General features: G+C 42.7%; 5 protein-coding genes. 2 read left to right on the top strand and 3 right to left on the bottom strand.

Annotated elements, in window-relative coordinates:
• Positions 1–32: 32 nt before the first annotated feature.
• Positions 33–953, top strand: coding sequence for a transposase family protein (locus V6R21_RS00375; RefSeq protein ID WP_334239830.1), 921 nt, complete (start codon positions 33–35; stop codon positions 951–953).
• An 828-nt stretch (positions 954–1,781) separates the two neighbouring features.
• A complete protein-coding gene (locus tag V6R21_RS00370) occupies positions 1,782–2,777 on the top strand; it encodes an NADP-dependent oxidoreductase (protein WP_334239829.1) in 996 nt (331 codons plus the stop codon).
• 176 nt (positions 2,778–2,953) lie between these two features.
• Here the strand turns inward: V6R21_RS00370 and V6R21_RS00365 are convergent, their stop codons facing one another.
• From V6R21_RS00365 to V6R21_RS00355, 3 genes are read right to left on the bottom strand one after another with little or no spacing between them, the layout of a single operon-like run.
• Positions 2,954–13,516 (bottom strand): MBG domain-containing protein, encoded by a 10,563-nt coding sequence (locus tag V6R21_RS00365; protein ID WP_334239826.1) that lies wholly within the window; start codon positions 13,514–13,516, stop codon positions 2,954–2,956.
• A complete protein-coding gene (locus V6R21_RS00360) occupies positions 13,516–13,641 on the bottom strand; it encodes a hypothetical protein (protein WP_334239824.1) in 126 nt (41 codons plus the stop codon). The genes V6R21_RS00365 and V6R21_RS00360 overlap by 1 nt, the downstream gene beginning before the upstream one ends.
• Positions 13,638–14,591, bottom strand: coding sequence for a hypothetical protein (locus V6R21_RS00355; RefSeq protein ID WP_334239823.1), 954 nt, complete (start codon positions 14,589–14,591; stop codon positions 13,638–13,640). Before V6R21_RS00355 ends, V6R21_RS00360 begins: the two co-directional genes overlap by 4 nt.
• Between the last annotated feature and the right edge of the window lie 111 nt (positions 14,592–14,702).

Raw genomic sequence — 14,702 nt, 5'->3', positions numbered from 1 at the left:
ACAAAAGAAGGCGACAAAGCACTCATTTAGTTGTGAAACCTAAATCCATAAGTGCCCGTCGCCTACAGAGTTTAACGTCCTTGACCAAGGAAGAGTTGAGAGAATTGGAAGGAATTTTCTCATATGTTTATGTTGAAGCCTTACAGCAGTATACCATGAAAGGGAGGCCTCGCAGGAAGCCTTTGAAGAAGCTGGATGATTACCGTAACAGCAGTCTCCAAGGGATAGAGACTAAACTCTTTTTTATTCTATATAGCTTGAAGGAGAATCCCACGCAAGAATCACTAGGATTGTATTTCAATATCAGTCAAAGTAAGGTAAGTGAATGGCTATATTTCCTGGGAAACTGCTTACTACAAACATTAAATTATGTAGGAGAGCTACCTGCCAATGTAATGGAAGAGTTTCGAAAAAAACTTAAGCCTTACTGGAGTGAAGTATTCTTAGTGGATGGAGTAGAACGCCTCATACAGCGTCCAAAGGACTCGGAAAAGCAAAAGATGAACTACAGTGGAAAGAAGAAGAGACATACTACCAAGAACCTTGTCATCACCGACAAAGAGGGTAAGCAAGTGCTCTATCTTTCTGAGACTGTAGCAGGTAGTATTCATGATAAAAAGCTTTTTGATCAACAACAGTTTGCCTTTCCTAAAAAAGGTATCAAGCTACTGGGGGACTTAGCCTTCAAGGGCATTGATCTTGATAATGTTACATTCATTGTGCCTATCAAAAAACACAAAGGGATTGAGCTACCTGATTTTATGAAAGAGGCGAATAGAAAGCTGGCAAGTATAAGGGTTCGTGTTGAGCATGCTATCTGCGGGATTAAAAGGCTCAGAATCCTCAAGGATATTTTCAGGCTAAGAAGAGAAGGGGCATTAGATAGAGTGATGAAAATTGGAGCGGGTTTACATAACTTCAGATCTCGAAGGAGAAGACTTGTTAATACATAGATTGTTAATCGTGATAAATACTAGTAACGCCAAGAGAATATGGTCAAATATTCTGCTAAAAGGGATAAAAGTGTTTTATAGAGTTACCAGCTTCTTGTTTCCATCAGTTACTTAAAAAAAATTAGAGCTTATATAATTAAACAACTTAGGTCTTAATGAAAAGAGATTGTGAAATCCTAATTTTTCGTTGGGATTTCTTTTAATATGTCAAGTTTAACAATATGCAAAACAAAATAATAGTATATTAAAAAGGAAATACACATTAAAATATGAAATCCTTATCATGTTATTATTATTTAACAACATTGAAAGGATAATTTCCTTTTGTGTTAAACAATATAATTATAAATATCAGTGATAATATGACTTAAAGCAAAATGTTTATCTAAATCCTATTGTTTTTATTTCGAGTATTGTTAAATCATGATTTGAAATAAAAATCTCCCTAGGAATTTGCTTTATTCAATTCCTATCCTTTCTACCTTACCAAATAGAGTGTAGAAAATAGTCAAAGTGAATTTTCAGTGATTCCTGATAAAATTAAGGTCTCTTCTTATCTTTTAGTAAATTGATAAACCTCTCAACCTTAAGCACGCATTGAAAAAATATTTCCTAAAATGCTAAGGTTAATCAGTAATACTGACAGGGAACTTATCTGTTGATTTACAAGTCAGATTTTAAATTTAATCTTCCTCAGGTACACCTCATTCAAGAAATCAATCAGCAGCTCCTTGTTTTTTCTGTTCATTAGGAAAATGGAAAATAATAGCTAACCAATATGGTAGTGAAAACAACTGAATAATTAATTTCAATTAAACCCAAAACAACATGTCTCAAACAATCCTACTAGCAAACCGCCCCCAAGGAACCCCTCAACTATCTGATTTCGAATTTATTGAAGAAGAAGTTCAGTCACTGGAAGACGGACAGCTGCTACTCGAACTGGAATATGTATCCGTTGATCCATACCTCCGAGGACGAATGAATGACGCTAAGTCCTATATACCACCATTTGAATTGAACAAGCCTATTACATCTGGCTGTGTAGCCCGGGTAAAGGAGTCCAAAAACGATGGTTTTCAGCAAGATGACTATGTTACCGGAATGCTCCCTTGGAAAAAGCAACAAATACATTCTGGAGCTGACCTGACCAAGGTCGACCCAAACCAGGCGCCGCTTTCTGCATATCTTGGGGTGCTCGGAATCACAGGCCTGACTGCTTATTGTGGACTGATGGAAATCGGAAAACCCAAGCAGGGAGAATCACTGGTGGTTAGTGGTGCTGCAGGTGCGGTGGGCAGTATCGTTGGACAGATCGGTAAAATACTTGGACTCCATGTGGTGGGTATTGCCGGCACTGATGAGAAAATTAATATGCTAAAGGGAGAATTCGGATTCGATGCGGGCATCAATTACAAGACCACGAAGAATATGAAAACGACCATCGCAGAGGTCTGTCCGGATGGTGTAGACATTTATTTCGATAACGTGGGCGGCGAAATTGCTGATGCTGTTTTATTCTCCATCAACAAATACGCCCGTATCATCGTATGCGGAGCCATTTCCGTGTACAATGAAACGTCACCTCCCACAGGCCTCAGTGTACAGCCCTTCCTAGTCAAAAACACTGCACTTATGCAGGGATTCCTGATATCCGACTATAAGCAGCAATTTCCCAAAGCAATCAAAGCCATAGCTGGCTGGCTTCAGGAAGGGAAACTCAAGTATGAGGAAACTATCGTGGAAGGCTTTGAGAATATCCCGCAGGCATTCCTAGGTCTATTCAGTGGCAAAAACAAAGGTAAAATGGTGGTGAAGGTTTAAGAATTAGTTCTGTCACATTAATTGGGAAGTGCTAAATATGCTTGAATTTTAAGGTTATGATCAAGTAGCAATATCCAATTAATGCAATAGAACCTAAAAAAGAACCTTCTGAGAGAAATTGTTTTCTCCCTGAAGGTTCTTTTTTTGAGCTGACTATCTGACGATAACCAGGTTAATTACTTCTTGATAATACGGTAACGCTCAATTGCATCACCCTGACTAAGCTGTATCACATACATGCCTTTAGGCAGATGCCCCATCTCAGTAATGGTATGTGATAGGCTGGAAGCATCTAGCTGCTTGCGCAGTACTTCTCTGCCATCCGTACCGTTTACCGTCATTTCAAATATTCCTTTGGCGCCTCTAGGCAACACTAACTGAAACTCCTTTTCAAATGGTACCGGATAAAGCTGTACTCCCTGAAGGATTTCATCTGCCAGCGCTGTAATGACATTCACCGTTAGCAAACCATCCACGTAAAGGAAAGTGTAATGATCATCTTCCGCTCCTGAGAGTTCAATAAGGTACTCACCCGGAACCGGATTTTCTTCTGATGCCGTCGTAGTGGCAGTTGGCAGAACATCGATGACTGAAGCATCCTCACCATTCACAAACCCATTAAAACGGTATGTAAGTGCAGGCATGGCATCACCTTCTTTTATCACATAATCATCTGCTGTTACAGTCAACTCAGCTTTCACGGCACTGAAGTTCAGGAGTACTTCCACTGCTGGGAAGTAATTCATATTTCCTTCCTGTGTCGCCTTGATGCTTACTTCACCAACCCCAATGATATGCAATTCATTGTTACTGATTTCTACAGGTCCTGATAGAATCTCAAGATTTACCTGCAGCCCCATATCAGTCAGCATATACAATGGATACGTACTGCCATACACCTGATCTGGAATACCTTCCATCACAATTGCCTGTGGGGCTTTGCTTACTGTCAGCTCCTGTGTTACTGGTGTTGCTGCAGCATACGATTGATTGCCTTCCTGTGATGCAGTGATTAGCGTAGTGCCTGCTCCGATAATCGTGACAATGTTTCCATCAATCGTTGCTACTGTTGGGTCAGCTACCGTAAATGTTACCGGCAGCCCTGAAGAAGCTGCTGCCACCAATTCGAAGGCATCATTCCCATATGTCTTGGCTGGAATTGCCTCAAAAGTAATGGACTGTGCTAGCACCACTGGTTCTTGAATGATAAAGCTTTGCTCCACTTCCTCAGCAGCCAGGTAGTTACCGTTTCCGGACTGGTTTGCCGCAACTGTCACCTGACCGGTGCCCGTTAGAGTCAGGATATTGTCTGAGACTGTTGCCGGTCCCGATACTACCGTGAAGCTGACTGAAAGACCTGAACTTGCTGCAGCATTCAACAATACTGTTTCCTGATTCAGCCTGACATCTGCCAAAGGTTCAAACGTGATGTTCTGAATGGCTTTGGTAATTGTCAGTGTACCATTTACATAGTTGAAACTGTAGTTATTGTCCGAACCACCTGATACTGTGATCGGATATGTTCCTGCGTCTGATGTGCTAGTCGCTACTGTAGCCGTAACTGGCACTTCGTCAATATCACTAGCGTTATCACTATTTACAAAACCTGTATAAGTCACCTCAAAGAAAGGATTCTCACTACCGTAAGTCTTGTTTTGATCAATAGCTGTAGCTGTAAGCACTGCTTTTTCAATAGTGAGGTCAGACTGTACAAAACTGATGCTATAGTTCTCCCCTGCTGAAAGGGTGCCCTGCATGATGGTATAAGTTCCTGCAGACTCACCTGCTTGTCTTGTCAACTTTCCTGACAGCATATTTCCTTCCACCAAGCTACCTGACGTAATCTGGTAGGTCAATTCAGGGTCTGCTTCGCCATACGTTTTGTTTGTTGCATCTGCTGTAATTTCAATACTACCAACTGTTACCGTCAATGTTCGGGTTACATTTAGCGCTGCTGCATATGTATCATTTCCTGACTGGGACGCCGTAATATTAACTGTTCCCACACCATGAATGGTTACCGTATTGCCCTCAACAGTCGCTACACTTTCGTTAGAGCTTGTAAATGTTACCTGATTTCCTGAATCACCTCCTGTAGCTGACAGTGTAAATGGCACATCACCATATTGTACATCTGCCAAAGGTTCAAAGGTAATAATCTGAGGTATCAGGTCTGTGATGATCATCGTACCTGGAACGAAAGTCAGGTCATAGTTTGCCCCTGCTGTCACTGTTCCCTGATTGATGGCATAGCTACCAATCGCCTCACCGCTTTCCCTTATCAGATTACCTGACAGCATATCAGAGAACTGAAGTGCACCACTTGACAGTGTATAAGTCAAGACAGGGTCGTCATGACCAGTCATTTTCAACTGATCATCTGCTGTCACCTCAATTGCTCTTTGCGCAATGGTCAGGTTATCAGACACAAAAGTCATTACGTAGTTATCACCTGCTGTGACTGTACCTTGACTAAAGGCATAAGTACCTGTATCTTCACCCGTTACTCTTGAGAGTGTACCGCTGAATGAATCACCTGATATGAGTGAACCCGCTGTAACCTGATAGGTGAAGGTTGGGTCTGGATCACCATATGTTTTGCCTGAAGCATCTGCTGTGATCTCTATCGCTCTTTGACCAATTGTCAAATCATTTGAAACAAAGCTTAATACATAGTTGGCTCCAGCATTAACTGTCCCTTGTCCGATCTGGTAAGTACCAACATCTTCTCCTGACACTCTTGAAAGTGTTCCTGAAATTGCATCTCCTGCTACCAGTGAGCCGGAAGTGACCTGATATGTAAAAGTTGGATCAATATCACCATATGTTTTGTTTGCAGCATCGGCTGTGATCTCTATCGCTCTTTGACCAATCGTCAAGTCATTTGAGACAAAGCTGAGTGCATAGTTGGCTCCAACAGTAACTGTCCCTTGTCCGATTTGGTAAGTTCCAGCATCTTCACCTGACACTCTTGAAAGTGTACCGCTAAATGCATCGCCCATTACCAATGAACCAGAAGTGACCTGATAAGTGAAAGTTGGGTCAATATCACCATAAGTCTTACTTGCCGCATCGGCTGTGATTTCTATTGCTCTTTGACCAATTGTCAAGTCATTCGAGACAAAGCTAACTGTATAGTTATCTCCAGCTGTTACAGTTCCTAACTCGATGGCATACTCTCCAATGTTCTCACCCGACACTCTCGACAATGATCCTGAAATTGCATCACCTGCTACCAGTGAACCAGAAGTGACCTGATATGTAAAAGTTGGATCGGTATCACCATAGGTCTTGCCTGCCGCATCGGCTGTTACTTCAATGCTTCTTTTGCTGACAGTCAATGGCTGAATCACATCCGCTGCTGCTGCATAAGTTGCATTTCCGGCCTGCGAAGCTTTGATATTCACCGTTCCTGCCCTTAGGATAGTCACTGTAGTGCCACTTACCTGTGCAATACTGTTATCCATACTTGTAAATGTGATAGGATTGCCTGAATCACCTCCTGTTGCAGTCAGCATAAATTGACTGTCGCCATATGTCACTGCTGCCAATGGCGCAAATGTGATGGTCTGAGGAATCAGGTCAGTAATGGTCAATGTACCCGGTACAAAAGTCAAGTCATAGTTTGAACTTGCAGACAGTGTTCCCTGATTAATCGCATAATTGCCAATGCCTTCTCCTGTCACTCTTGAGAGTTCACCACCCAATATATCTGAGAATACCAGATTGCCTTGAGTGATTGTGTAAGTCAATGAAGGATCCGTAGCACCTACAAACTTGCTTTGGTCATTGGCTGTCACTTCAATTGCTCTTTTGCCGATACTCAGTTGATTGGAAACGAAACTTAGATCGTAATTACTGTTTACTGCAACAGTTCCCTGCTCAATCGTATAATTCCCAACATCTTCTCCTACAACTCTTGTCAGGCTACCTGTTAAGGCATCTCCTGCCACCAATGAACCGGAAGTAACCTGATAAGTCAAAGAAGGATCAGTATCGCCGTAAGTCTTGTTTTTAGCAATTGCTGTCACCTCGATTGACCTCTTGCCAATAGTCAAGCTGCTTGACACATAACTCATATTATAGTTACCACCTGCTGACAAGCTTCCAAGATTGATCGCATAAGTTCCTGCATTCTCCCCTGATACTCTTGACAGACTACCTGAAATCGCATCGCCAGCAACTAGTGTACCTAAGGTAACTTCGTAAGTCAAAGACGGATCGGCATCGCCGTAAGTCTTGCTTTGTTCTCTTGCTGTCACCTCGATTGACCTCTTGCCAATAGTCAAGCTGTTTGGCTCATAACTCATATTGTAGTTACCACCTGCTGAAAGGGTTCCTAGGTTGATCGCATAGGTTCCGGCATTCTCTCCCGATACTCTTGACAAACTACCTGCAAACGAATCACTGTTAACCAGCGCGCCTGATGTGATTTGGTAAGTCAAAGATGGATCGACATCACCGTAAATCTTGCTTTGAGCAACTGCTGTCACCTCGATTGACCTCTTGCCAATTATCAAGCTGCTTGGCACATAACTCATATTGTAGTTACCACCTGCTGAAAGGGTTCCTAGGTTGATCGCATAGGTTCCGGCATTCTCTCCCGATACTCTTGACAAACTACCTGCAAACGAATCACTGTTAACCAGCGCGCCTGATGTGATTTGGTAAGTCAGTGAAGGATCGGCATCACCATAAGTCTTGCTTTGTGCTGTTGCTGTCACCTCGATTGACCTCTTGCCAATTGTCAGGTTGTTTGGCACATAACTCATATTGTAGTTGCTGCCTGCTGACAAGGTTCCAAGATTGATCGCATAGGTTCCGGCATTCTCTCCCGATACTCTTGACAAACTACCTGCAAACGAATCACTGTTAACCAGCGCGCCTGATGTGATTTGGTAAGTCAGTGAAGGATCAGCGTCGCCATATGTTTTGCTTTTTGCCGTTGCTGTCACCTCGATTGACCTCTTGCCAATTGTCAAGCTGCTTGGCACATAACTCATATTGTAGTTGCTGCCTGCTGACAAGGTTCCAAGATTGATCGCATAGGTTCCTGCATTCTCACCCGCTGCTCTTGACAATCCACCTGCAAACGAATCGCTGTTAACCAGTGCGCCTGAAGTGATCTGGTAAGTCAATGCCGGATCGGCATCGCCATATGTTTTGCTTCCAACATCAGCTGTGATTTCAATCGCTCTCTGACCAATCGTCAAGTCTGCCTCTACAAACGTTAGCGTATAATTGTCGCCAGCACTCAAAGTACCTTGTGAGATGGCATAAGTACCTGCATTCTCACCTGCTGCTCTTGACAAGCTACCCGTAAAGGTATCCCCTGCATTCAAGCTCCCACTCGTGATTGAGTAAGTAAGTGCAGGATCTGCATCACCATATACCTTGTTCTGAGCCACTGCCGTCACGGTGATTGGCTTCTTGGTTACGGTAACCGTATTGGAGACAAAAGTCACATCCCAGTTGCTGTTCATCGCCAATGTATGCTGATCAATAGGATATACACCTACATTATTGGTAGAATCCCAGCTCAGATTTCCTGTAAAGGAAGGAATTATTGAAACATCCAAATAGCTAGCATCAGGATGATGTTCATTGGATGGTCCATACGATAGCGTATAATTGTAAGTCAATGATGGATCTGTATCACCTGACACTTTTGTCTGAGCATTGGCAGTTACCGTAATAGGATGCGGTACTACTGTCAGGGCATAGGGGCCACTTGCTCTTACCATCTCATAGTTATTCGTTGTCCAGGTATTAAAATAAATCCATTTCACTCCATTTGCATGGTTACCCACCTCGTACATCACCGATCCATTGTTCATCTGCGCTGTTGTGTACTTCGGAAACGGATAGTCATAAGGTGTTTCCAGATCTGTTGTATCTTCTCCATACATAAAACCTGTCATATTCCAGTCTACCCCATATTCTGCCTTATAATACACATAACCATATTCCGAAGTGATCGGGAAGAAGTTGACTGATAGGGTCGCCTTCTCAATGGTCAGATCCGCATTCTCATACGTGATGTCATAATTATTGCTGCTTAGTCCTGATGGCACAATAACACCTGTCTGAACACCTGCATTCTTATCTATAATGGCTGCGAATGTCAGTGTTCCATCCAAGTTAGTTTCACTGTCTCCATTCACAAAACCATTATAACTTACTGTAAAAGGCAAATCTGTGATGCCATCTCCATAGGTATTCGTATAATCATTGGCTGCAATGGTCAATGCTGCCTTAACAATAGTGAAATCATTACCCACGAAGCTTAGCGTATAGTTATCACCTACTGATACAGTTCCCAACTCTATCGCATATGTGCCAACATTTTCACCTGCTACTCTTGATGGGTTACCCGTTATCACATCGCCATCTTCCAGCGAGCCTTCCGTAAGCTGAATCGTCAGTGCCGGATCTGCCTCTCCGTAAGTTTTACCTGCTGCCTCTGCTGTTACAGTAATTGACTTTGTTGTAATCGAAAGATCACCAGCAACATAACCGATTGTATAATTATCACTGGATAAACCAGAAGGAATAATAACATCTTCATAGTTACCTACATTCGTTGCTGCAATAGCATTGAAAGCAAGGCTTCCACCCAAGTCAGCTTCTGTATCTGTTCCTACAAACCCTGAGAAAGTGACCGTATTTCCAGTGTTTACATCTTGCCCATAAGTGATGCTACGGTTATTTGCCGTGACTGTCAACGCAACTGGTGCAATGGTCAGGATTGCAGTGGTGCTACCTGCATAGGTAGGGTCTGATGCATCTACAGCCGCTGTTACCAGATATTCACCCACCTTTGCTGGAGGTGTCGTACTGTTAGCGTATACAGTTCCGTTCGTTCCCTCATAAGTTACAGTTACCGATGGAGATACTGTACTGCCATCCTGATCTTTGGTAATACTTGCAATGTTTACTACATGTGCCGCAGCATCATAATTAGTATTTAACTCTGTCGAATTAAAGCTAATAGTTACCGGATAACGGTCTATAATAGTATAAGTGCCTGGAATAAAGGTAATATTATAGTTACCCGCTGGATCACAGAAATAACGATCTTCCAAAGATCCTCTATAAACCGTCGGAACATTAGAATTACAATATAATGTTGAGCTATTGTCTGCTATGATTGCATACGTACCTGCTGCCGTTCCTGCTTCACGAGTAAGTGGCAGGTAAATCACATGATCCCCAGCTACCAAGTAGCCACTCTGAATCGTATAAGTAAGAGATGGCTCAGGCTCGCCAGAAAACACCACCACATTCTCTGCCTTCAGCACCAAGTTAATCGGAGCTACCGCAATATTTTTTTCAATGGTGATGGTCTGATACAAATCAGTATCTGCTGGCGTGAAGATCACTCTCAGTCCTATGGATGTACCAATCCCCTTGGTTTCTGTATAGTTGTCATCCAGTGAACAATAGGCATCCAGCGGAGTCTCCATATAGTCACAATAGTAACCATAGGTAAAAGTTCCTTCTACTGCTGCTTCTGCATTAAACTGATCAGCCCCATAGTTGGTATTGTACTCAATATCTGCCGGATTCCAGCTTACTTGAGGATCTTTCTTAGTTAAAGTAAGCTCGATCGTTCCTTCCTTCTGCGCGTAATAAGGCTCTACCACCGTCGCTCGAATCTGAGCTGTACCGTCAGTATCCCCCAGTCTTACTGTATTTCCACTCAGGATGATACTTCCTGTGTTATCAGAGATAATCTCATAGCTCACTGCCACATTGGCATCCTCCGTTACAGAAAGTTGGAAGTCTGCATCCTGCAATTGCTTTGAAATCGCTGCAGTATTCCAAGTGCTCACCTGTGCTTCGGAGATGGTCAATCTGAAATCAGCATAAGTCGACTTATAATTGACATCTGCCGCCTGTGTTACACGGATAATGTCTTCTCCCGGTATACCCAATGTCAGGGTATTTCCAGAGATCGCACTTCCTGTATTGTTTGTTAGCAGTTGGTAAGAGAAAGCCCCTGTAGCCACAGAAGTTGCTGACAAACTCACATCTGCACCTCTATAAACTTTCGCCAAATCACTTACCTGAATGCTTGGTGTCAGTTGATTAATGGTTACCGTAAAATCCAACGTTCCAGCATTGAAAACATCGTCAGCCACCGCTGTGATACGTACTGTTACCGTTCCTGCTCCTTTAGCGATCAACTGATCTCCAATAATTTCAGAATTGGTACCATTTGGATCACTGATGATCTCATAGCTTACGGTTTCATTAGTATATTCCGGGGCAAAAGTCAGCGTATCCAGATAATTCATCGTCTGGTTGCTGTAAGAGATAACTGCATTCTGCTTTACATTCGCCACCACATCCGTCAATACTTTTCCATTCTGGATAAAGACATTTGACATCGATGAAGGTAAGTCTGCTACTACAGCGTAATTGCTCCCATCTGTATCTATACTGAAGAAAACACCTTTGCCTAGAGCTCCTCCCTTCGTTGTAGTACCATATAGCTTTCCTCCAGAATATAGTAATCCTCCGTCCGGAGTATGTTCTGCTCCTGAATCAGAAAATACTTTTAGTTTCGTAAAACCGCTCCCATCAGTGTTGATCTTGAAAACAGCACCATAAGAATTAGTTCCGTTATCTCCAGAAGCCACGCCATACACTACACCTTCAACATTGGTCAATAGACGAGGGGAAGCACACGCTGCATCAAGCGTATAGTTTTGGATATCCGTTAATCCTGGCGTGATCGAGTATATATAATGATTCGTTCCGTCATAACTTCCTCCCCACAATTTTCCATTGATATAACTTAACTCTTCCGCTATTGGTGTATTGACAAAATTATATACTACCTCAAAAGTATCTGTAGCAGGAGTATATTTAAAGATTGTTCCTTTACTATTAGCACCTCCCTGGTTTGAAACCCCATATAATGCATCACCAACAACGGTTAGCGCCGTTATAGTGAATCCTGGTACGACAGTTTCTGGAATCTCATATTCATACGTATAGGTATTATCGGTAGGATCTATACTAAAAATACCGCTTCTATTATTTGAGTTAAAATATGAAAATCCCCATAACTTACCATTGTACAGCGTTAATCCACAAGGGTAAGGTCCCTGAGCTCCATTAAAATTATAGGCAACCGTTACGGTTCCGTCAGTCTTATCATAATAATAGATACGACCGTAATAATCTGTTGAGTGAGTCACTTCCACAGTCCACAGCTTGTTTCCGACTTTCACCATACCAGCACGTACATAATCTCCTCCGGAAAGCGTTCCCAGACTCGTAGTAGTACCATCTGCATTGATCTGGTAAATCTGGTCTACTCCGTTATGGATAAATGTGGTAGTCACATCGGCTACGGTTACCAAAGCTTCCGCATAATCCGCCTTGTGGTTGGTGCCTGCTGCTACAGAGGCGCGTACCGTAATTGTTCCGGCAGTACCCGTTACATTTAGTGTACTTCCAGTAATCGAATGTCCATTGTTAGCGCCTACGATACTATAAGTAATTGTACCATCAGAATCGCTTCCTGCAGAAAGAGAATAAGTCGATTCACTAATACTTACCACTGCGTTTTCAAAATTAATCGTCGGTGCTTGCTTCTCAATCGTTAGCGTTATACGCTTTGTCGTAGAAGCATAGCTGCCGTCCGGTTCCTGAGTCGCTTCAATCACTACACTACCTACGTTACCCAAGGTCACCGTCTTATTGTTCGTTCCGCTCAAGGAAGTTCCTCCCCCTGAATCGCTAACAATCTGGTAAGTGATATTACCATTGGAATTGGAAGTAGCGGATAAGTCAAAGCTGCCCGTACCATATTCTTTGGTCAGGTCATTGAAAACCAAGGTAGGCTCAGGATTACTGCCATTATACTTTACAAAGTAATAGCCCTCCTGCTGATAGAATGTATAATTCGATCCCCCACAATTGCTATACCCATACACCGTAAAGTGATAGGTGGAGTTTGCTGAAAGTCCTGTAACCGTCAGATTTGGAATCGTAGAAGTACCTGCGTAAATCACCTGCTCACCACCTGCATAAGCGGTACTCGCTGTAGGAAGTGGATCAGTACTCTCGCTGATGGGCGTAAAGCTCTTAGTGGTATTCATCTTGATGATATACCCCGTTACACTTCCGGTTGTTGGTGCTGAGAATGATTTCAGCTCAAGGTTGCTATCTGTCACATTGCCAAAAACCGCTCCGGAAGCTAGCCCTGCATCAAAACCACATGTTGTCGTTGATGTTGTAAAACCTGTATTCTCAAAGTAATACGTCCCATCCCCACAACTCTTATAAGCATACGCCTTGATGTAGTACGTGGTGAACGGTGACAACCCTGTCACTTCTAAAGTAGCATTGTTACCAGCCAGTACCACTTGTTCTCCTCTACCGCTATAAACGCTATTAGCAGAAGGCAAGGCGCTATCTGTCGCATTCAAATCCGTAAAGCTGTTTACTGTATTGATCTTTACCACATGACCGTCACCATTAGGTGTAAAACCAAAATGTGTCGCGAATGTAAAAGACGTATCCTTCAAAAGATGAGGATAAACGTAAATATCAGTATTGGGAGAAGGCGTTCCGCAAGTTGTTGTATTTCCTCCTGCACCTGTCTGCTCAAACCAATAGTAACCACCACAAGATTTATAGGCATATACCTTGAAGTAATACTGCGTCATCTCGCTTAACCCACTTACCCTAATATTTGGAGATGTTGAGTTGCCTACATACACTACCTGTCCAGCCGTTGAATAAGTTGTGCTGGCGTACTTCCACTCTCAAGAGCCGTGAAACTGTCCTCTGTATTCATCATCACCACGTATCCATCTGCACTACTTGCTGCATTAAACTGCTTCAAGGTAATCTCAGATGAACTGTAGTTTTCCACCTGAACATTGGAAGCTGCCCAGGAAGAGCACCACAAGTCTTCTTGCTTACTACCGTTCCACTATTATTGTATTGCAGATAACCATGAAGGTTACTATAAGGATATACCTTAAAGTAATAAGTGGTATTCTCCGAAAGACCTGTAATCGTTAAGTTTGGTGTGGCATTGTTACCTACATAAACCACTTGCTCTCCACCTACATAGTCAGTACTTCCCGTAAGCGTTGTAAAACCGCTCTCCAGATTAGCAAAGGAGTTAGAAGTATTCATCTTTACCACATAACTAACGGTATCACTTATCGCTGTAAAAGAAGTCAGATCCAGGTTCGCTACATTCTCACTTATTGCGATACTCGATACCGCTGTAGTGGGAGGATTAATCATCCACCATTCATTAGTGTAAGGGGTTGTATCCGTATAAGTGTGCCCATACAGGTTTAGGTCATAACTTTGCGCCGAGGTTGAAGTCGTTTTGATCTCAAAGGCATAGTGATAATCCTTTCCCTCTATATGATAGTCCAGTAATAACGGACACTGATCTGTACATCCCCAGCTATTCTTTAGCTCTTCGAGATTGTAAGTATTCGAAGTGCCACTTCCCCACGTACCCTCATACTGATGAACAAGTATCTCAATATTCGGACTGTTCGTGAAAATTTCCGTAGCGTAATAAATCAGCCCCTGGTAGGTCTCCATACCACTACGGGAGATAATCCAGAAATCCGAATCTGTACTGGTGACAGAGCCCGTAATATGGTTCTCTGTATAATAGCGGTTGGCTGATGACAGCGCACTACTGACGCTGTTGTTAGGCTCAATCTCGCTTTGTTGCGCCTGTACTAGAACAGGAATCAGTAGCAAAAAAACAGCGAGGAATCGCCAAATGCTGCTACAGACATGTTGTAAAAGTGTTGTCAACATTCTCAATTGTTTTAGTTTTCAATTTTCTGGTAGGTGTTCAATTCCACCACTTTACAAAGGTCTGATGATGAGTGTTAAATACCTTAAAACATGCGTAGACAAAGCGTCAAC

The sequence above is a fragment of the Limibacter armeniacum genome, assembly GCF_036880985.1.
In the GTDB taxonomy this organism is placed as follows: Bacteria; Bacteroidota; Bacteroidia; order Cytophagales; family Flammeovirgaceae; genus Limibacter; species Limibacter armeniacum.
Note: the sequence above shows the minus strand (reverse complement) of the source record. Positions and strands in the feature narration are given on the sequence as shown.